The organism is Streptomyces sp. NPDC029152, assembly GCF_055564355.1.
Genome location: NZ_JBVHWR010000007.1, coordinates 280,969 through 300,800 on the forward strand (window position 1 = coordinate 280,969; position 19,832 = coordinate 300,800).

Annotated in this window: 17 protein-coding genes, 1 tRNA gene and 1 pseudogene; 12 read left to right on the forward strand and 7 right to left on the reverse strand. The window is 73.0% G+C overall.

The features are described from left to right. The first annotated feature begins 72 nt into the window (after positions 1-72). Both ACZ4V6_RS17525 and dapD read left to right on the forward strand, forming a co-directional pair. The gene (locus ACZ4V6_RS17525) at positions 73-393 is read left to right on the forward strand and encodes a DMT family transporter (protein WP_225636000.1); all 321 of its coding nucleotides are present in this window, start codon (positions 73-75) and stop codon (positions 391-393) included. Positions 394-547: 154 nt separating this feature from the next. Continuing rightward, positions 548-1,537: a 2,3,4,5-tetrahydropyridine-2,6-dicarboxylate N-succinyltransferase gene (dapD, locus tag ACZ4V6_RS17530; protein WP_467827954.1), complete on the forward strand. Its 990-nt coding sequence runs from the start codon at positions 548-550 to the stop codon at positions 1,535-1,537. 127 nt (positions 1,538-1,664) lie between these two features. Here the strand turns inward: dapD and dapA are convergent, their stop codons facing one another. Continuing rightward, on the reverse strand, positions 1,665-2,597 hold the full coding sequence (gene dapA, locus ACZ4V6_RS17535; RefSeq protein ID WP_467827957.1) for a 4-hydroxy-tetrahydrodipicolinate synthase: 933 nt from the start codon (positions 2,595-2,597) through the stop codon (positions 1,665-1,667). Between the two features lie 155 nt (positions 2,598-2,752). On the opposite strand from dapA, the gene ACZ4V6_RS17540 reads away from it, so the two are divergent. The 3 genes and pseudogenes from ACZ4V6_RS17540 (at position 2,753) to ACZ4V6_RS17550 (ending at position 4,445) form a co-directional block, all read left to right on the forward strand. Further along, on the forward strand, positions 2,753-3,160 hold the full coding sequence (locus ACZ4V6_RS17540; RefSeq protein ID WP_467828256.1) for a phage holin family protein: 408 nt from the start codon (positions 2,753-2,755) through the stop codon (positions 3,158-3,160). Further along, positions 3,157-3,597: a DUF3618 domain-containing protein gene (locus ACZ4V6_RS17545; RefSeq protein WP_467827960.1), complete on the forward strand. Its 441-nt coding sequence runs from the start codon at positions 3,157-3,159 to the stop codon at positions 3,595-3,597. The genes ACZ4V6_RS17540 and ACZ4V6_RS17545 overlap by 4 nt, the downstream gene beginning before the upstream one ends. Before the next feature lie 143 nt (positions 3,598-3,740). After that, positions 3,741-4,445, forward strand: a pseudogene (locus ACZ4V6_RS17550) (antibiotic biosynthesis monooxygenase). An 11-nt stretch (positions 4,446-4,456) separates the two neighbouring features. Here ACZ4V6_RS17550 and ACZ4V6_RS17555 read toward each other — a convergent pair. Next, positions 4,457-6,283, reverse strand: a complete 1,827-nt coding sequence (locus ACZ4V6_RS17555; protein WP_467827963.1) for an endonuclease/exonuclease/phosphatase family protein — start codon at positions 6,281-6,283, stop codon at positions 4,457-4,459. 278 nt (positions 6,284-6,561) lie between these two features. Between ACZ4V6_RS17555 and ACZ4V6_RS17560 the strand changes: the two genes are divergently transcribed. The 7 genes from ACZ4V6_RS17560 (at position 6,562) to ACZ4V6_RS17590 (ending at position 14,297) form a co-directional block, all read left to right on the forward strand. Further along, the gene (locus tag ACZ4V6_RS17560; protein WP_467827966.1) at positions 6,562-7,989 is read left to right on the forward strand and encodes a hypothetical protein; all 1,428 of its coding nucleotides are present in this window, start codon (positions 6,562-6,564) and stop codon (positions 7,987-7,989) included. Between the two features lie 346 nt (positions 7,990-8,335). Beyond that, on the forward strand, positions 8,336-9,790 hold the full coding sequence (locus ACZ4V6_RS17565) for an alkaline phosphatase PhoX (RefSeq protein ID WP_467827968.1): 1,455 nt from the start codon (positions 8,336-8,338) through the stop codon (positions 9,788-9,790). Between the two features lie 31 nt (positions 9,791-9,821). Beyond that, a tRNA-Met gene (locus ACZ4V6_RS17570) sits at positions 9,822-9,901 on the forward strand. 359 nt (positions 9,902-10,260) lie between these two features. After that, the gene (locus ACZ4V6_RS17575; RefSeq protein ID WP_467827971.1) at positions 10,261-11,847 is read left to right on the forward strand and encodes a TROVE domain-containing protein; all 1,587 of its coding nucleotides are present in this window, start codon (positions 10,261-10,263) and stop codon (positions 11,845-11,847) included. Positions 11,848-11,914: 67 nt separating this feature from the next. Beyond that, on the forward strand, positions 11,915-12,562 hold the full coding sequence (locus ACZ4V6_RS17580; RefSeq protein ID WP_467827973.1) for a GntR family transcriptional regulator: 648 nt from the start codon (positions 11,915-11,917) through the stop codon (positions 12,560-12,562). 13 nt (positions 12,563-12,575) lie between these two features. Continuing rightward, positions 12,576-13,592 (forward strand): 1-aminocyclopropane-1-carboxylate deaminase, encoded by a 1,017-nt coding sequence (locus ACZ4V6_RS17585; protein ID WP_467827975.1) that lies wholly within the window; start codon positions 12,576-12,578, stop codon positions 13,590-13,592. Positions 13,593-13,673: 81 nt separating this feature from the next. After that, entirely contained in the window at positions 13,674-14,297 is a 624-nt protein-coding gene (locus ACZ4V6_RS17590) for a TetR/AcrR family transcriptional regulator (RefSeq protein ID WP_467827977.1), read from the forward strand. Here the strand turns inward: ACZ4V6_RS17590 and ACZ4V6_RS17595 are convergent. From ACZ4V6_RS17595 to ACZ4V6_RS17615, 5 genes are all read right to left on the reverse strand, one after another. After that, positions 14,285-15,499 (reverse strand): TerD family protein, encoded by a 1,215-nt coding sequence (locus ACZ4V6_RS17595; RefSeq protein WP_467828258.1) that lies wholly within the window; start codon positions 15,497-15,499, stop codon positions 14,285-14,287. The two genes, ACZ4V6_RS17590 and ACZ4V6_RS17595, sit on opposite strands and share 13 nt — an antisense overlap. A 161-nt stretch (positions 15,500-15,660) precedes the next feature. Continuing rightward, entirely contained in the window at positions 15,661-16,650 is a 990-nt protein-coding gene (locus ACZ4V6_RS17600; RefSeq protein WP_467827979.1) for a zinc-dependent alcohol dehydrogenase family protein, read from the reverse strand. Further along, positions 16,647-17,495 (reverse strand): carbohydrate ABC transporter permease, encoded by an 849-nt coding sequence (locus tag ACZ4V6_RS17605; RefSeq protein WP_467827981.1) that lies wholly within the window; start codon positions 17,493-17,495, stop codon positions 16,647-16,649. The genes ACZ4V6_RS17600 and ACZ4V6_RS17605 overlap by 4 nt, the downstream gene beginning before the upstream one ends. Next, positions 17,492-18,436: a carbohydrate ABC transporter permease gene (locus ACZ4V6_RS17610; RefSeq protein ID WP_467827984.1), complete on the reverse strand. Its 945-nt coding sequence runs from the start codon at positions 18,434-18,436 to the stop codon at positions 17,492-17,494. Before ACZ4V6_RS17610 ends, ACZ4V6_RS17605 begins: the two co-directional genes overlap by 4 nt. Next, the gene (locus ACZ4V6_RS17615) at positions 18,433-19,803 is read right to left on the reverse strand and encodes an ABC transporter substrate-binding protein (RefSeq protein WP_467827986.1); all 1,371 of its coding nucleotides are present in this window, start codon (positions 19,801-19,803) and stop codon (positions 18,433-18,435) included. Before ACZ4V6_RS17615 ends, ACZ4V6_RS17610 begins: the two co-directional genes overlap by 4 nt. Positions 19,804-19,832: the final 29 nt, after the last annotated feature.

Below are 19,832 nucleotides of genomic sequence, written 5' to 3' on the forward strand. Positions count from 1 at the left end.
CAGGGAACGGCGACGCCTTCGGGCGTCGCCGTTCCGGCGTTTCCCGGCGACCCGTTGCGTACGCTCGTACACATGGGATACCTGCTCCTGGCCGGAGCCATCGCCGCCGAGGTCGCCGGGACCACCGCCATGAAGTACAGCGAGGGCTTCAGCCGTCCGGTCCCGTCCGTGCTGACCGCCCTCGGGTACCTGATCTCCTTCGCGCTGCTGGCGCAGACCCTGAAGACCCTCTCCGTCGGCACGGCGTACGCCATCTGGTCCGGGGTGGGCACCGCGGCCATCGCCACGATCGGGGTGGCGTTCATGGGGGAGGGGATGACCCTCACCAAGGCGGCCGGGATCGCGCTGATCATCGTCGGCGTGGTGGTGCTGAACCTGGGCGGGGCGCACTGAGGGCCCGCCGCCCCGGCCCCGGCACCGGCGCAGGCCGCTTCCGACCTCGGTACGGTCCCGTCCCGGTACCGCGGACGTCTCCGTACCGCCCGGCACGCGAGACGGCCGCGGGGTCGGCTCGCCTCCACGGGCGGCGGCCGGTTAGGTTGCCCTCATGACCGACACGACTGCTCCTCGCACCACCGGCGCCGTGGCCGCCGGCCTCGCCACGATCGCCGCCGACGGCACCGTCCTCGACACCTGGTTCCCCGCCCCCGAACTGACCGCCGAGCCCGGCCCGGCCGGCACCGAGCGGCTCTCCGCCGAGCAGGCCGCCCAGCTGCTCGGCGGCGGCGCGACCGCGGCGGTCGGTCCCGACGCCCGCCGCGGCGTCGAGGTGGTCGCGGTCCGCACGGTCATCGCCTCGCTCGACGACAAGCCGATCGACGCCCACGACGTCTACCTGCGCCTCCACCTGCTCTCGCACCGTCTGGTCAAGCCGCACGGCCAGAACCTGGAGGGCATCTTCGGCCACCTCGCCAACGTCGCCTGGACCTCCCTCGGTCCGGTCGCCGTCGACGACGTCGAGAAGGTCCGCCTCAACGCCCGCGCCGAGGGCCTGCACCTCCAGGTGACCTCGATCGACAAGTTCCCGCGCATGACGGACTACGTCGCCCCCAAGGGCGTCCGCATCGCCGACGCCGACCGCGTCCGCCTCGGCGCGCACCTCTCCGAGGGCACCACGGTCATGCACGAGGGCTTCGTCAACTTCAACGCCGGCACGCTCGGCACGTCGATGGTCGAGGGCCGCATCTCCGCGGGCGTCGTCGTCGGCGACGGCTCGGACATCGGCGGCGGCGCCTCCACCATGGGCACGCTGTCCGGCGGCGGCAACGTGATCATCTCCATCGGCGAGCGGTGCCTGGTCGGCGCCGAGGCGGGCGTCGGCATCGCGCTCGGCGACGAGTGCGTGGTCGAGGCCGGCCTCTACGTCACCGCCGGCACCCGCGTCACGATGCCCGACGGCCAGATCGTCAAGGCCCGCGAACTCTCCGGCGCCTCCAACATCCTCTTCCGCCGCAACTCGGTCACGGGCGCGGTCGAGGCCCGCCCGAACAACGCGGTGTGGGGCGGCCTGAACGACGTGCTGCACAGCCACAACTGACGACCCGACCGGTCGGCGTGTTCCCGAAGTGCCCTTCCGGCGGCCCCCGCGGGCCTGTCCGGGAGGGCACTTTCCGCAGGGGTGGCTCCGCGCGGCCCCCGTGCCCGGCTCCCGCGGGCAGCCGGCCTCAGCGGGGCCGGGCGGCGTCGGCGGTCAGGTGGCCGTGTGCCGCCAGCAGGCGGGCGGTCGTCCCGGGGTCCGCGGGGCGCAGCGGTGGGCGGACCGGGCCCGCGGGCAGGCCCAGCGCGTTCAGGAGGGCCTTGGCGGTGACCGTGCCGGGCAGGTCCGATGCCGTCATCAGCTCGGTGAGGGGGATCGTCCGCCGCTGGAGCCGGGCCGCCTCCCGGGTGTCGCCCGCGTCGAAGGCGTCCAGGACGGCGCGGAACGGCTCCGGTGCGACGTTCGCGGCCGTGCTGACGTACCCGGCGGCGCCGAGCGCGTACAGGGCGAGGACCTGCTCGTCGCAGCCCGCGTAGTACGCCAGGTCCGTCCGGGAGAGCACCCTCTGGACGCCCAGGAGGTCGTAGGAGCAGTCCTTGACCGCCACGACGCGGGGGTGTCCGGCGAGCCGGACGATCGTGTCGGGCTCGACGCGGGTGCCGGTGCGGCCCGGGATGTCGTAGAGCATGACGGGCAGCCCGCAGGCGTCCGCGATCTCCCGGAAGTGGGCCTCCAGCGCGTCCTGCGGGGGCCTGCTGTAGTACGGCGCGACCACCAGCAGGCCGTCCGCGCCGGCCTTCTCGGCGGCCCGCGCCAGCTCCACCGTGTGCCGGGTGTCGGCGGTGCCCACCCCGGCGACCAGCGCCGCCCGGTCCCCGACCGCCTCGCGCACCGCCGTGACCAGCGCCGCCTTCTCCGCGTCCGTGGTGGTCGGCGACTCGCCCGTCGTACCGGACAGCACCAGGCCGTCGCAGCCCCGCGACACCAGCCCGTCCGCGAGCCGCTGGGCGCCGTCGAGGTCGAGCGCCCCCGCCCCGGTGAAGGGGGTGACCATGGCGCACAGGGTGCGGCCGAAGGGGCGGGGAGGGGGCGTGGGGGCGGTGCGGTCGTCGGTCGTCATGGGAGGAGTGTCGGCGGACCGATCGCGTAGCTCCACTTAAATTTCCTACGAGGCACGGGTAAGGGTTGCTGAGAGGTGGGGGCGGGGGTAGCGGCCGTCGAGCGGGGGTACCCGGATCCCTCCGAACCGAGAGGAGGCGGAACGCCGTGACCACCATGCACACCAGGCCGGTGCACGACGAGCACCACTCCGTGGGTGAACTCGTCGGTCAGGCCACCGAACAGCTCTCCCGGCTCGTGCGCCAGGAAGTGGCCCTCGCCAAGATGGAGCTGGCCGAGAAGGGCAAGCGCGCCGGGCGCGGCGGCGGAATGCTCGGCGCCGCGGGCGCCATCGCCTATGTCGGCCTGTTCGCCCTGGCCGGCACGGCCGTCGCCGCACTCTCGCTGGCGCTGCCCGTCTGGGCCGCGGCGCTCATCGTGACGGCGCTGCTCTTCGTGATCGCAGGTGTCCTGGCCATGACCGGCCGCGCCCAGCTCCGCCGGGCCGCACCCCCCAAGCCCGAGCGGACCCTCGGCAGCGTCAGGGCCGACGTGGAGGAGATCAGGGAAAGGGCGCACCGATGACCGACGCGACGAGCGGAGACGGCGCGAGGACCGGCTCCACCGCGCAGCCGACCGGCGGGGCCAAGGGGCCCGACGAGCTGCGGCGGCAGATCGAACAGACCCGCAGCCAGCTCGGTGAGACCGTGGAGGAGCTGGCGGGGAAGGCGGACGTGAAGGGGCGCGCCAAGGCCCGGGCCGCCGACCTCAGGGACAAGGCCGGTGCCATGACCGTGCAGTTGCGCAGTTCCGCCGCTGAGGCCGGTCACACCGTGCAGGAGAAGGCGAACCGTGCCGGTCACACCGCCCAGTACCAGACCCGGCAGCGCGTGCCGGAACGGGTGCGCGGCGTGGTCCGGAGCGGGATGCGGCATCCGCGTCCGGTGCTCGTCGCCGGCGCGGCGGCCGGCGCGGTGGTCGCGGCGGCCGTGCTGGTGCGCAGGCGGCACGGGCACTGCTGACCCCAAAGCGGCGCGTCGGGGCCCCGGGAGAGGGGTCCCTCGACGCGCCGCCGCGATGCCCGCGGCCGGCGCTTGACCTCGACCATGGTCGAGGTCGGAGGGTGGTGCGTGCACCCGACGACCACCGACCAGTGGAGGCCGGCATGACCCGCCGTACCGACGCACACCCCGAACTCGCCCGCCCCGACGTGCGGGCCCCCTTCTTCAGCACCTGGCGCGTCGGCACCCCCGAGCGGCAGCGCCGGACCGTCGACGCCGTCGCCCGCACCTGGGAGCGCCGTCCCTGGCCCGCCGACGGCCTGATGAGCTACCACGTCTACACCGGCCACGACGGCAGCACGCTCCTGCACCACTCCCAGTGGTCGGACGAGTAGGCGTACGAGGCCTTCGTGAAGACCCGGCGGCAGGAGCGCGTCGACGAGATCGACACCGCCGTGCCCGGCATCGAACGGCTGGCGCTCGGCCGGTACCGGCGTCACGCCGGCCGGGAGCGCCGGGCCGGGGACACCCGCGTCCCCGGCCTGGTCGTGACCGTCCGGATCGACTTCGCCCCGGACGCCGCCGAGCGCCGCGGCGGCTGGATCGACCTCGTGCTCGAGGCGCTCGCCGACGACCCGGTGGGCCACCGCGGCCTGATCTCGGCCCACTTCCACCTCAGCACCGACGGCACCCACGTGCTGAACTACGCCGAGTGGGAGAGCGCCCGCGCCTACGACGCCGTCCTGGCCGCGCCGGGCCAGGGCATCGGCGCGCCCACCGACCGGTGGGACCGGGTGCGCACCCACCCGGACGTGCGCGGCTTCACCGGCAGCCGGTACGACCACGCCCTCGGCCTGGTGCCCGGGTAGGCGCCCCGCCGCTACGGACGGAACCGCAGCACCTGCGGGTCGTGGTCGCTGATCTGGTCGGGGAACTCGGCGTTGATGTGCACGCTGTCGTAGGACAGGTGCCCGCCGCGCCGGACCGACGGGCTGACCAGGATCTGGTCGAGGACCTGGCTGTTGCCCTGGTAGACGTACGAGTAACGCTCGCTCGGCGGCAGCGTCTTGACCGCCGACCACAGCGCGCCGCCGTCCTCGAGGATCCTCGCCGTCCCGGAGAACTCGAAGTCGTTGATGTCGCCGAGGGCGATGACGTCCGCGTTCTTCTGGACGGCCAGGATCTCCTTGACGAAGGTGTTCACGACCTTCGCCTGGGCGTGGCGCTGGGTCTCCGAGCTGCGCGCCGGCGGCTGGTACCGCGCGGTCAGGCCCTGGTCGCCGCCCTTGGAGTTGAAGTGGTTGGCGATGACGAAGACCGTCCGGCCGCGGAAGACGAACTCGCCGGCCAGCGGCTTGCGGCTGTCCTCCCAGGCGGGGTTCGCCGGGTCGACGCGGCCGGGGGAGTGGGTGAGCACCGCCTTGCCGCGCACCTTCGTCACCCCGGTCGCGGTGGTCGCGTCGCCGGCCGCGCGGTCGGCGAAGGAGACCCGCTGGGGGTTGAACAGGAACGCCTGGCGGATGTTGCCGCCGGGCTGGCCGCCGTCCTCGCCGTCGACCGGGTCGATGCCGCGCCACTCGTAGCGCGGGCCGCCCGCCGCGACGATCGCGTCGATCAGCTTGCCGACGGTCGCGCCGGCGGTCACCGTGCCGTCGTCCACGACGCCGTTGTCGTCCTGGATCTCCTCCAGGGACACGATGTCGGGCGACTTCAGGCGGTGCACGATCGCGTCGGCGTGCGCGGCGAAGGTGGCGTCGGACGGGTCGAGGTTCTCGACGTTGTACGTCGCCACCGCCAGCTCGCGGTCGCCCTGCGCGCGCGTCGACTCGCGCTCGGTGCCCCCGCTCTCCAGGGCGCCGATCTCGCTCGCGACCAGCGTGTAGCCGCCGAACTGGTTGTAGTCCAGCGGTCCCGCGGTCGTTCCGGCGAGGGTGTCGCCCACGGTGGCGTCGGGGAAGTCGGCCGGCTTGCCCAGGGACTGGATCTGGAGCCGGCCGGTGTTCTGGGAGTCGTAGGAGCCGTAGACCGTGCCGCCGCGCCGGTTGGCGTTCTCCCACGGCTTCACCGTGACCCACAGCTCGGTGTACGGGTCCGAGGCGCCGACCACGCGGGCGTCGGCGACCCGGACGTTCATGCCCTCCAGGGACTCGTAGTAGTCCAGGGCGTACGCCGCCGGGCGCAACGGCAGGGTGTCGACCGAGCCGTTCGCGGCCGGGTCGCCCTCGGGGGCGTAGGCGCGCGGCACGGACCGGGCGGAGACGGTCGTCGCGGCCGGGACCGCGTTGCCGCTCGAGACGACGGTGACCGTGGGGCGGGTGATCTCGGTCAGCGACTGGTTGCCGGACGAGGTGCCGCCCGGGACGAACTCCGTGACCGTGCCGGAGACGGTGACCGCGTCACCGACGGCGACCTTCGGCGTGGAGCTCGTGAAGACGAAGACGCCCTCGCTGGTGGCCGGGTCCGCGTCCGGCCGCGGGTCCTGCATCCAAAAACCCCTGGAGGAGCCGTAGCCGCGGACGCCGGTGACGATTCCGGCCACGTCCGTGACCTGCTTGCCGGCGTACGGCGACACCCGGGTGCTGCCCTGGATGTCGTGGACGCGCACCGAGTCGGCGTGCGCGGGCGAGGTGAGGACGACGGTGGACGCCGCCGAGCAGACGGCGGCGACGGTGAGCGCGGCGAGGCGCGCGGAGGACATGCTGGCCAACGGGATCCCTCCGGGGACGTGACAGAGCGCCGGGACGAGGGTGGGACGCGAGGGGCCAAAGGGTCCGCACGGACCTGGGTGAACACTTGTCCCCCGCTTTCTACGCGCGTCAATCTCCTGCCTGCTCAGGTCGGTTGTCAAGGTTTCGGCCATGTACGGTGCCCGGCGGGGAGATGAACCGGGCGGCATCGGTGGAAACCCGTCTAGGCTGAGCGGTTGAGCCGTACGGCAGCAAGGACGGCCGTACGGTGGTCGAGGCGCGCGAGGAGAAACAGCCGATGTCAGACAGCTCCACCCTGCCGCCCGCACGGCTGCGACCCGAAGCGGAGCTGGCCCGCGACGCGTTGTCCACGCCGGTGCTCTCCCGGGCCGCCCGGCTCGCACGCTGGGCCGGGCCGGACACCCGCGTCGACGCCGGGGGCGGACTCGTCGAGGAGCAGTTGCCGGCGGCCGCCGAGCTGCTCGGGCTGACCGGGGACGACGCCGCCGCGTACGCGAGCGAGGCGTGGCGGATCGCGGTGGACGCCGGGCTGGTGGAGATCACCGACGAGGAGGAGGGCACCGTCACGACGGGCGAGGACCTCGCCCTGCTCACGGGCGGCTCCCCGCAGGACGTGCTCGGCGTGTGGCTCACCGCGCTGGAGGCCGTGCTCGCCGACGCGAGCGTGCCCGACCTGGACGACCTGGTCGACGCGATGGCCGAGGGCGGTGAGGTCGACCTGTCGTCCCTCGGCTGGGACCCGGAGTCCGAGGCCGAGCTCCTCGACGGCGTGCTCGGCAACCTCTACCTGCTCACCGTCGGCGAGGACGGGCCCGACGACACGGCGGTGCCGCTGCCCGCGCTGGCCGCGTCCGTCATCGTCCCCGGCGACATGACCGAGCCCACCAACGACGTGCTGGAGCAGGTCTCCGACGCGATGATGCGGCTGGACGACCAGTTCCGGCTGCTGGAGCCCATCGGCCTCGTCACGTACCGGCCGGTGGACGAGGCCCTGATGGCCGACGCGGACGAGGAGCCCGCGGCGCCCGTCGACGAGACCGACGTCGCCCGCTACGGCATGGTCCGGCTCACCCCGCTCGGACTGTACGGACTGCGCACCCGGCTGCTGGAGGCCGGTTTCGAGGCGCCCGTCGTCGGAGACCTCGCCGACAAGGGTGCCGACGCGCTCCTGGACGGCACGGCGTCCTTCCCGCCGGCGTCGGCCCACGCCGAGACCGAACTGTGGCTGGCCCACCGCGAGCCCCTCGCCGCGGCGCGCGAACTGCTGGCCGCGGCCCGCGGCTCGGACCCCGGCGCGCCCCTGCGCCGGCTGCGCTGCCAGCAGGCGCTGTCCCTGGTCGGCGCCGGGGCCGAACCCGCGCTGCGGGAGGTCCTCGACGACGCGGAACTCGGGGGCCTGGCCCGGGTCTGGCTGACCGAGCACGGGGGGCGGGACGTGCCCGCGCCGTCGCAGGAGATGGTCTTCTGGCTGACCATCGACACGGTGGCCGCGCAGCTCGCCGCCGAGGGCAACTCCGAGGAACTGCGGGCCCTCGTGCAGGGGCTGGCCATGCAGCACAGCGGGTTCTTCGACACCGCGTGGCGGGTCGAGCACCCGGCCACGGCGGACGTCCTGGAGGCGATGGGGCGGCTGCACCCGGACAAGAAGGTCGCGAAAGAGGCGCGCAAGGCGGCGTTCAAGGCGAGGTCGCAGCACGGGAGCTGAGCGGGTCCGCACGTTCGGGGCCGGTTTTTGCGGTCCCGGCGTCGCACCTGGCCGGGGGTGGACGACGCGGCCCGGCGCCGGCGGGGTGCCTCCCCCCGAGGGGCACCTCCAGCGCCCACCCGTGCCGCCTCCGGGGGTGCCTCCCGGGCCGTTCGGGCACCGGGGGAGGCGCGATCGCCCGCGGTCCCGACACGGCTGTCCGCGGGACGACGCCCCGCGCGGTTTCACGGAAGTGGGCAGGAGGTGGCCGCATTCAGTTCAGGTGTTGTTCAGGCACGGGCGACAGCGTGACGCCGAACCGAGGTCCGCCACCCTCCACGGCACGCTCATCGTCACAGGAGACACCATGTCGCTCACCCGCAGGGACTTCGCCAGCAGATCCGCGCTCACCGGTGCCGGAGTCGTGCTGGCGGGCAGCGTCGGCGCCCTCGCCACCGCCCCGCAGGCCCTCGCGTCCACCGACACCGAGAGCGTGGGAGAGGCGCACGGCCACGGCCACGTCGGGGTCGGCTACGGTCCGCTGGTCCCCGACCCGGACGGCATCCTCGCCCTGCCCGCCGGTTTCCGGTACGAGATCGTCACCTACTGCGGCCGGACCGAGCTGGAGACGGGCGAGTACACGCCCTCCCACCACGACGGCACCGCCGCCTTCGAGGGCCCGCGCGGCACCACCCTCCTCGTCAACAACCACGAACTCGGCGGCCCCCGCGCCAAGTGGGAGCACCCCGTCCCGCTCACCGAGGGACTCGTCTACGACCCCGCCGCCGCCGGCGGCTGCACGGTCGTCGAGGTCCGCCGCGGCGGCCACGTCGCCGAATGGGTCGGCATCGCCGGCACCGCCACCAACTGCGCGGGCGGCAGCACCCCGTGGGGCACCTGGCTGACCTGCGAGGAGACCGAGGACAAGGCCGGCCGGAACGGCATGACCAAGGACCACGGCTACGTCTTCGAGGTCGACCCCGCCGACCGCCGCGCCAACCGCGACCCCAAGCCGGTCAAGGCGCTCGGCCGCTACGCCCACGAGGCCGTCGTCGTCGACCCCAAGCGCGGCCACCTCTACCTCACCGAGGACGCGTCCGGCCCCAACGGCCTGTTCTACCGCTGGACACCGCCGGAGGGCTTCCGGCACGGCCGGGGCCGGCTGCGCACCCTCGCCGACGACGCCGGCGTCCTCGAGGCGTTCAGGTGCTTCGACTCCGGCGGCAAGTTCGTCGACGACCTCTCCCGCGCCACGAAGACCGGCACCGTCTACGGCGTCGACTGGGCCGAGGTCCCCGACCGGGACGCGAGGACCACGTCCGTGCGCAAGCAGTTCACCGACGGCCAGGTCACCCGCGCCCGCAAGCTGGAGGGCATGTGGTGGGCCGACGGCGGCGCCTACGTCGTCTCCTCCTTCGCCCGTGACGAGAGCCCCGGCCGGCCGCACGACGGCCAGGTCTGGTTCTACGACCCCAAGCGCCGCACCCTCACCCTGAAGGTCCTCCTCGGCGTCAACCCCGACCCCTCCGCCGACGGCGCCTTCGACGGCCCCGACAACATCACCGTCTCGCCCTACGGCGGCCTCGTCATCGCCGAGGACGGCGACGGCGTCCAGCACCTGTTCGGCGCCACCGACAGCGGGCGCACCTACCCCATCGCCCGCAACGAGCTGAACATCGGATCCGAGGAGGAGCCCGAGTACAGCGAGTTCACCGGCGTCACCTTCTCGCCCGACGGCCGGACCCTGTACGCCAACATCCAGACGCCCGGCATCATGCTCGCCATCACCGGGCCGTGGAAGCGGCAGAAGCGCGGCGATTAATTCGCTCGCCCGACCGGTGGCCGCCCTCTTAGAGTGATGAACGTCCAGGTGCGAAGGCAGGACCTACTTCCACTCATAATGGGGCGGTCACGGGTTCGAGTCCCGTCTCCGGCACAACGCGCCGGTGTAGCTCAGGGGCAGAGCACCTTGTCGGTTCCGCCGACCTGAACTCTGGACACCGAAGACTTCACGCACCTCCCGGTGCGCGGGCCGCGGCTACTTCTTCTCGAAAAAGAACCCGATGCCGCGGCCCACTTGACCTCGGGAGGCGCAGCGAACGGCAGGGTGCCCGGTGCGCAGGCAGCGGATACTTCCTCGACCGGAATGTTGCGGGGTTCGAATCCTCGTCACCGACTTCGGGTCGGTGTAGCTCAATGGACAGAGCGTCCGGATGTTCCCGTCGCCGATTCCGACCTCGGGCACCCTCCACTCGCCACGCCTCCCTCCGGACGAATTCGGGGGAATTCACCATGGCGCGCTTCAACACCAAGGCGGCGAAGGCGCAGCCCACCTCGCGTGTGACGTCGACGGGCCGCGTCCTCACCACCCACCAGGGCGGCCGGGGCCGTGAGCGCGACCCGCGTTCCGAGCTCTTCCTGCTCGCGGTCGGCAACTTCGTGTCCCAGCAGACCTTCTACGAGTCCGGCGCCGACCGCGACGACCGGTTCGCCGCGCTCGTGCGCGAACTCGCCCTCACCGACCCGTCCTGGACGGCCGGCCTGCTCGGCTGGCTGCGCGGCGAGGGCAACCTGCGCACCGCCTCGATCGTCGGCGCCGCCGAGTACGTCAAGGCCCGCCTCGACGCCGGCGCCGGCGAGGGTCCCGCCAACCGGCAGGTCGTCGCCTCCGTGCTCCAGCGGCCCGACGAGCCCGGCGAGCTGCTGGCCTACTGGACGGCGACGTACGGCCGCGCGGTGCCCAAGCCGGTCAAGCGGGGGATCGCCGACGCCGTACGGCGCCTCTACCACGGCAGGTCGCTGCTGAAGTACGACACCGCGTCCAAGGGGTACCGCTTCGGCGACATCCTCAACCTGGTGCACGCGGCGCCGGACCCGGACAAGCCGTGGCAGGGCGAGCTGTTCCAGTACGCGCTGGACCGCCGGCACAACCCCGACACCGCGGTGCCGCCCGCGTCGAACCGCGTCCTGGTCGCGCACCGCGAGCTGATGGCGCTGCCCGTCGAGCGGCGGCGGGCGGTCGTCACCGCACCCGACGGTGCCGAGCGGCTCGCGGCGGCGGGCATCACCTGGGAGATGCTGGCCGGCTGGCTCCAGGGACCGATGGACAGGGCGGCGTGGGAAGCCGTGATCCCGTCCATGGGTGCCATGGCGCTCGTCCGCAACCTGCGCAACTTCGACGAGGCCGGCGTGTCCGACGAGGTCGCCGCACAGGTCGCGGCGCGGATCAGCGACCCGGAGCAGGTGGCGCGCTCGCGGCAGTTCCCCTTCCGCTACCTCGCCGCGTACCGGCACGCGCCGTCGCTGCGCTGGTCGTACCCGCTGGAGCGGGCGCTCGGCCACTCGCTGGCCAACGTGCCCGCGCTGCCCGGCCGGACCCTGGTCCTCGTGGACCGCTCGGGCTCGATGTTCTACGACCGGCTCTCGGACCGCTCGGAGCTCACCCGGGCCGACGCGGCGGCGGTCTTCGGCACGGCGCTCGCCCTGCGCGCGGCGGACGCGGACCTCGTCGAGTTCGGGACCTCGAGCAACCGCGTGGCGTTCCGCCGGGGCGAGTCGGTGCTGAAGGTCCTGGACCGCTTCGGCGACCTGGGCGGCACCGACACGACCGAGGCCGTCCGGCGGCACTACAGGAAGCACGACCGGGTGCTGATCGTCACCGACGAGCAGTACGCGCACAGCCGGTACGGCGACCCGACCGAGCAGGTCCCGGCGCACGTGCCGGTCTACACCTGGAACCTCGCCGGGTACCGGGCGGGCCACGGCCCGTCGGGGCAGGCGAACAGGCACACCTTCGGGGGCCTGTCGGACGCGGCCTTCCGGATGGTCCCGCTGCTCGAGGCGGCACGGGACGCCGACTGGCCCTGGGCGGTGGCCTGAGGCCCGCCGGGCCGCGCCCGTGTCCGCACCCTTGTCCGCCGGACCACTGGTATCTAACATTTCAGTCGTGGAAGCCATGCGACCCGTGCCCCGCGTCCTGCTCAGGGACCGTGCCCACGAGGCGATCAGGGACGCCATCGTGGCCGGGGAGATCGAACCCGGTGCCGTGGTGCGCGACGTCGACCTCGCCGAGCGGCTGGGCCTGTCCCGCGCGCCGGTGCGCGAGGCGTTCTCCCGGCTCGTGGACGAGGGGCTGCTGGAGAGCAAGCCGCAGAGTCACACCCGGGTCACCCCGGTCGTGGCCGCCGACGTGCGGGACGCCGCGGCCGTCGTCGGCGCCATGCACGAACTGGTCACCCGCGTCGCCGTACCCGGGCTGGGCGCCGCGGACCTGGACGAGATGCGCGCCGCCAACGAGCGGTTCGCCACGGCGGTCCGGACGGGCGACGTCGACGGCGCCCTGCGCGCCGACGACGACCTGCACCACGTCCTCGTCCGCGCCGCCGGCAACCGCGCCGCCGCGGCCACCGTCGCCCGCTACACCCCCCTCATCCGCCGGCTGGAGCGCCGCCGCTTCGGCGAGGGCGGCGCCTGCCGTTCGGCCGGGCTGCACGACCGGCTGATCGAGGCCTGCGCGGCCGGTGACACGGAGACGGCACTCCGCGTCACGGCGGACATCTGGCGGGGCCTCGAAGCGCTCGCCGACCCCGACTGAACCGGGAGGACCCATGTCCCTTTCCTCGTACGAGCGTTACCCGCTGCTCCTCGGGCCCTCACCGGTGCACCGGCTGGAACGCCTCACCGAACACCTCGGCGGGGCCGCGCTGTGGGCCAAGCGGGAGGACCTGAACTCCGGCATCGCCTACGGCGGCAACAAGACCCGCAAGCTGGAGTACCTGGTCGCGGACGCCCTCGCCCAGGGCTGCGACACCCTCGTCTCGATCGGCGGGGTGCAGTCCAACCACACCCGCCAGGTCGCGGCCGTCGCCGCCCGGGCCGGGCTGAAGTGCGTGCTGGTGCAGGAGAGCTGGGTCGACTGGCCCGACGCCGTGTACGACAAGGTCGGCAACATCCTGATCTCCCGGCTGGCCGGCGCCGACGTGCGCCTCGTCAGGGCCGGCTTCGGCATCGGCTTCAAGGAGAGCTGGGAACTGGCCCTGAAGGAGGTCGAGGACGCGGGCGGCAAGCCCTACGCCGTCCCCGCCGGTGCCTCCGACCACCCGCTCGGCGGCCTGGGATTCGCCGGCTGGGCGTACGAGGTGGCCGAGCAGGAACGGGAGCTGGGCGTCTTCTTCGACACCGTCGTCGTCTGCTCGGTCACCGGATCCACCCAGGCCGGCATGATCGCCGGCTTCCGTGCCCTGGAGGAGGCGGGCGGCCGGCCCCGCCGGGTCGTCGGCGTCGACGCCTCCGCCGAGCCCGCCCGCACCCGGGAGCAGATCGCCCGCATCGCCGACCGCACGGGGCGGCTCATCGGCGTGACGAAGGAGCTGACGGAGGCGGACGTCGAGCTGGACGAGCGGTACCACGCGGGCACCTACGGCGTCCCCGACGACACGACGCTCGCGGCGATGCGGCTCGCGGCCCGCACCGAGGGCATGGTCACCGACCCCGTGTACGAGGGGAAGTCGATGGCCGGGCTGGTGGACCTCGTCATCCGCGGCGAGATCGGGCGCGACGCCACCGTCCTCTACGCCCACCTGGGCGGGCAGCCGGCGCTGAACGCCTACAGCGCGCTGTTCTGACGCCCGGACCGCCCGCCGGGCCGCGACCACCTTGCGCGGTAGGCTGCCGGGGAGGTTCTCCGGCGGGCAGGGAGTAGTGGGATGGCGCAGGTCAGGCCCATGCGCGCGGATGCCCGGCGCAACCGTGAACGGCTGCTCGCGGTGGCGGCCCAGGCCTTCGCCGAGCGCGGTGAGGGCGCCTCGCTGGACGACATCGCCAAGCGCGCGGGGGTCGGCGTCGGCACCCTGTACCGGCATTTCCCGACGCGCCGGGCGTTGCTGGAGGCCGCCTATCTGGAGCGGATCGAGGCGATCGCCGCCCGCGCCGACACGATCGCGGCCGGGCGGCCGGCGGGCGAGGCGCTCGTCGCGTGGCTCGACGAACTCGCCGTCGGGATGCTCCAGGTGCGCGGGCTGAAGGCGCTGCTGGGCACGGCCGTCACCGACGGCGGGGCCGCCGCGGGCGCGGCGTGCGGTGACTGCGTGCGGGGTGCGGCGACGCGGCTGGTCCGGGCGGCGCAGGACGAGGGCGCGCTGCGAGCGGACGTCGAGCCCGTCGAGGTGCTGCGGCTGGTGCACGGGGTGGTGACGGCGTCCGAGATGACCGGCGCGCAGGACGGGACGTCCGTACGGCGGTACCTGTCGCTGGTGGTGGACGGGCTGCGGGCACGGGGCCGCGCCGGGGATCCGGGCGGCGGCCCCGTGCCCGGTCCCTACAGCGCCTGACCCGCCGGCTTCACCATGCCCCGGACGGTGCGGGACTTGACGAAGTCGCCCATGGCGGTCATCTCCCACTCGCCGGAGAACTGACGGATCAGCTTCGCCATCATCACGCCGGTCTGCGGCTCGGCACCGGTGAGGTCGAAGCGGACCAGTTCCTCGCCGGTCGCGGCGTCGATGAGGCGGCAGTAGGCCTTGGCGACCTCCGTGAACTTCTGCCCGGAGAAGGAGTTGACCGTGAAGACCAGGCCGGTGACCTCCTGCGGGAGCCGGCCGAGGTCGACGGTGATCACCTCGTCGTCCCCGCCGCCCTCACCGGTGAGGTTGTCACCGGAGTGGCGGATCGCGCCGTTCACGATCTGGAGCTTGCCGAAGTAGCAGCTGTCGATGTGGTTGCGCTGCGGGCCGTAGGCGATGACCGACGCGTCCAGGTCGATGTCCTTGCCGCGGTAGGCGGGCTCCCAGCCGAGGCCCATCCTGACCTGGGTGAGGACCGGCCGGCCGCCCTTGACGAGGGAGACGGTCTGGTTCTTCTGGAGGCTGACCCGGCCCTTGTCCAGGTTGATCTTCCCGGTGCCCGGAGCGGGCGCGGGCGGGGCGGCCGGCGGGGCCGGGGGAGCGGCGGGCATCGTGGGCGCGGCGGCGGCGGCGGCGGCGGGCGGGGCCGGGGGCGGGGTGACCGCCTGCGGCGGGGCCGGCCGGGTGGGGGCTGCCGGTTCCTCCACCGTGACGCCGAAGTCGGTCGCGATGCCCGCCAGGCCGTTGGCGTAGCCCTGGCCGACCGCGCGGGCCTTCCAGGCGCCGTTGCGCAGGTAGACCTCCATGATCACGAGTGCCGTCTCGGCGCCGAGCTGCGGGGGGGTGAAGGTGGCGAGGACGGAGCCGTCGTCCGCGTCGCGGACGGTGGCGGTCGGTTCGATGCCCTGGAAGGTCTGGCCGGCGGCGTCCGGGCTGGCGGTGACGACGATCTTCTCGATGCCCGGCGGGACGGCGGCGGTGTCGACCGTGATCGCGTCCGGGGCGGTGCCGCCGCCGGAGCGGTAGGTCACGCCCGGGCCGGAGGGCTGGTTGTAGAAGATGAAGTCCTCGTCCGAGCGCACCTTGCCGTCGGCGGTGAGCAGCAGGCCCGATACGTCGAGCCGCACGGGCGCGGTGACGTCCACCGTCACGCGGGCGGCGGAGAGGGGGATGTTCGAGCCGGGGGTCATAGCTGTCATGCCGGGTGAACGAGCGAGGGCGTTTTACCGTTCCCTTACCCGGGGCCGAACGGGTCGGAGGGCGCCGGTGGGGCGCCGGTGGGTTTCTTCGCCCTGCCGCCCCTCACCGTTCCCGGACCTGGGGCCGCCCCCGGGCCCTCGCTCCGGAGGACTCACGGCACCACCACGATCTTGCGCCCCACCCCCGCCGCGAACTGCTCCAGGGCCTGCGGGTAGCGCTCCAGCGGGACGCGGTCGCTGATGAAGAGGTCCGGGTCCAGGACGCCGTTCGCGAACAGTTCCGCGGCGCGTTCGTAGCTGTGCAGGACCGCCATCGAACCGGTGATGGTGATCTCCTGGTTGTAGATGCGGTACGGGTCGATCCGCACCCGCGTCGCGTAGTCGGCCACGCCGAACTGGAGGAACGTGCCGGCCTTGGCGACCCGGTCCAGGCCGTCCTGGATCGCAGCCGCGTTGCCCGTCGCGTCGATGACCAGGTCCCAGCCCTGGGGGCGGTCCAGCTCGTCCGGGGTCGCGGCCGACGCCGAGACACCGAGGCTCCGGGCCGTCTCCAGACGGGCCGGGTTGAGGTCCACCACGTCCACGCTCGCCGCGCCGGTCCGCTTGGCCAGCTCCAGCATCATCAGGCCCATCGTGCCCGAGCCGTAGATCAGGACGTGGGCGCCGAGGCGGGCCCGCAGGACGTCGTAGCCGCGGACGGCGCAGGACAGGGGCTCGATCAGGGCCGCGTCCTCGGTGCGGACGTGCTCGGGGAGCTTCACGCAGTTCGCCACCGGTGCCACCGCGTACTGCGCCGCGCCGCCCGCCGTCGTGACGCCGATGGCCGCCCAGCGTTCGCAGAGGTTGTTGTGGCCGGTGCGGCAGTAGCGGCACTCGTGGCAGTAGAGGGACGGGTCCACCGCGACCCGGTCGCCGGCCGACACCTCGGTGACCTGGCTCCCGACGCCGACCACCGTGCCGGCGAACTCGTGGCCCGGCACGATCGGCAGTTTCGGCGCGAACTCGCCCTGGAGGATGTGCAGGTCGGTGCCGCACAGGCCGCAGGCCGCGACCTCGACGACGACCTCGCGCGGTCCTGGCGCCGGGTCGGGGACCTCGCCGACGACGGCGCGGCCCACGGACTCGATGACGGCGGCCTTCATTTCACGGCTCCCAACGACAGGCCCTGGACCAGTTTGTCCTGGGCGGCGAACCCCGCGGCGAGCACCGGCAGGGAGATGACGAGCGACGCGGCGCACACCTTCGCCAGGAACAGGCCCTGGCTGGTGATGAAGCCGGTCAGGAAGACGGGGGCGGTCTCGGCGACCACGCCCGTCAGCACCCGGGCGAAGAGCAGTTCGTTCCAGCTGAAGATGAAGCAGATCAGCGAGGTCGCGGCGATGCCGGGGAGGGCGATCGGGGCGACCACCCGGGCCAGGACCGTCGGCAGCCTCGCGCCGTCCACCCGGGCCGCCTCGATGATCGCGACCGGGACCTCGGCCAGGAAGGACTGCATCATCCACACCGCGATCGGCAGGTTCATGGAGGTGTGGAGGACGACCAGCAGCCAGATGTTGTCCAGCAGGTCCGTGTTCTTGGCGAACAGGTAGATCGGCAGCAGGCCCGCCACCACCGGCAGCATCTTGGTGGAAAGGAAGAAGAACAGGACGTCCGTCCACTTCTTCACCGGGCGGATGGAGAGCGCGTACGCGGCCGGCAGGGCCAGGACCAGGACGAGCAGGGTCGAGGCGACCGACGCCACCGCCGAGTTGACCAGCGCCGGCCAGGGACTCGCGCCGCCGCCCGCGCCGAAGAACTCGCGGTAGCCGTCCAGGGTCAGCGAGGCGGCGAAGGACGGCGGGTTGGTGGCCGCGTCCTCCTCCGAGTGGAAGGAGGTCAGGGCCATCCACGCGATGGGCAGGAAGAAGACGGTCCCGGCCAGCCAGGCGACCAGGCCCAGGCCGGCACCGCCCCTGCGGCGGACTCGTACAGCGGCCGCGGTGCTCATGCGCGCGACACCTCCTCGTGGAACAGGGACGACACCACGCGCAGCGCGAAGGTGGCGATGACGATCGAGCCGATGACGACCAGGACGCCCGCGGCCGAGGCGAGCCCGTTCTCGTGGGCCTGGTAGAAGCTCTGGTAGACGGTGTAGGGCAGGTTGGCCGTGCCCAGGCCGCCGGACGTGAGGGTGAAGACCGCGTCGAAGTTCTGGACGATGTAGATCGAGCCGAGCAGGGCGCCCAGTTCGAGGTAGCGGCGCAGGTGGGGCAGGGTGAGGTGGACGAAGATCTGCCAGTCGCCCGCGCCGTCCACCCGGGCGGCCTCGATCTGCTGCTGGTCCCGGCTCTGCAGTCCGGCCAGCAGGATCAGCATCATGAACGGCGTCCACTGCCACACCAGCGAGGCCTCGACGGCGAGCAGCGGGGTGTTCGAGATCCAGTCCGGCTGCGGGCCGCCGACGTAGTGCAACAGGCCGTTGAGCAGGCCGTACTCGGGGTTGTACAGGACGTGCTTCCACAGCAGCGCCGCCGCCACCGGGACGACCAGGAACGGCGCGATCAGCAGGGTGCGGACCACGCCCCGGCCCTTGAAGCGGCGGTCCAGGAGCAGGGCGAGGACCAGGCCGAGGACCAGGCTGGCCAGGACCACCGCGACCGTCAGCAGGATCGTCGTCCACACCGACTTGCGCAGGTCGGGGTCGGTGAGGACGTCGCCGTAGTTGGCGAGGCCGGTGAAGCGGCGGGCGTCCGGGTAGAGGGAGTTCCAGTCGAAGAGGGAGATCACCAGGGTCGCCACGAACGGCAGCTGGGTGACCGCGATCATGAAGATCAGGGCGGGGAGGAGAGGGGCCCGGGTGGCCCAGGCCCTCAGCCGGGAGGACGGCGGGCGGACGGCGGTGCGGACGTGGTCGGGCGCGGCCGCGGGGGCCGAGGTCGTGGCGGTCATCGTCCCTCGTACTCCTCTTCGATCTCCTCGGCGAGTTGCTGGGACTTCTCCAGGGCCTCCTCGACGGACTGGCGTCCGGCGATGGCCGCGCTGATCTCCCGGGAGACCTTGGTGCCGAGGTCGGTGAACTCGGGGATGCCGACGAACTGGATGCCGGGCGCGGGGCGCGGCTGCACGCCGGGGTCGTTCGGCCTGGCGCCCTCGATGGCCTCCCGGGTCATCTCCTGGAAGGCGGCGGCCTCGGCGCGGTAGGCCGGGTTCTCGTACGTCGAGGCCCGCTTGCCGGCCGGGACGTCGGACCAGCCGACCTTGTCGCCGACGAGCTGCTCGTACTCCTTGCCGGAGGCCCAGGAGACGAACTTCCAGGCCTTGTCGGGGTTGCGGGAGGCCTTCTGGATGCCCCAGGCCCAGGTGTAGAGCCAGCCGGAGGAGCCGGTCCTCTCGACGGGGGCCGGGGCGTAACCGATCTTCCCCTTGACCGGGGAGCCGGCCGACTCCAGGGAGCCCGCCGCCGAGGTGGCGTCGTACCACATGGCGACCTTGCCCTGGGTCAGGTTGTTCAGGCACTCGGCGAAGCCGGACTGGGCGGCGCCGGACTCGCCGTGCTCGCGGACGAGGCCGACGTAGAACTTCGTCGCCTCCTCCCACTCGGGCGAGTCGAGGCGGGCCTGCCAGTCCTCGTCGAACCAGGTGCCGCCGAAGGTGTTGACGACCGTCGTCAGCGGGGCCATCAGCTCGCCCCAGCCGGGCAGCCCGCGCAGGCAGATGCCCTTCATGCCCGGCTCGGCCCCGTCCAGTTCGGCGGCGAGGTCCGCCACCTGGGTCCAGGTGGGGCGGGCGGGCATCGTCAGGCCCTTGGCGGCGAGCAGGTCCTTGCGGTACATGAGGAAGGACGACTCGCCGTAGAAGGGCTGGCCGTAGAGCCTGCCGTCGTCGCCGGTGAGGGACTCGCGCATCGGCCCCAGGACGTCCTCCTCGTCGTACGCCGGGTCCTTCGCGACGTAGGGGTCCATCTCGCGGAGCCAGTCGTTGCGGGCGTAGATCGGTATCTCGTAGTTGGAGAGGGTGGCGACGTCGTACTGGCCGGCCTGGTTGGCGAAGTCCTGGCTGATCTTGTCGCGGACGTCGTTCTCCGGCAGGACGGTGAAGTTCACCTCGATGCCGGTCTCCTTCGTGAAGTGGTCGGCGGTGAGCTTCTGCAACTCGGTCATCTGCGGGTTGTTGACCATCAGGACGTTGATGGCGTCGCCGCCCGACCCCGCTCCGCCCGCCCCGGCCCAGCAGCCGGAGAGCAGTGGGGCGAGCAGCGTCCCTGCGGCGGCCGCGACGAGCAGGGCTCGCGGCCTGTGTCGGCTCCGGGTTCGCATGGATCGCTCCTGAACATATAGGGATGTAT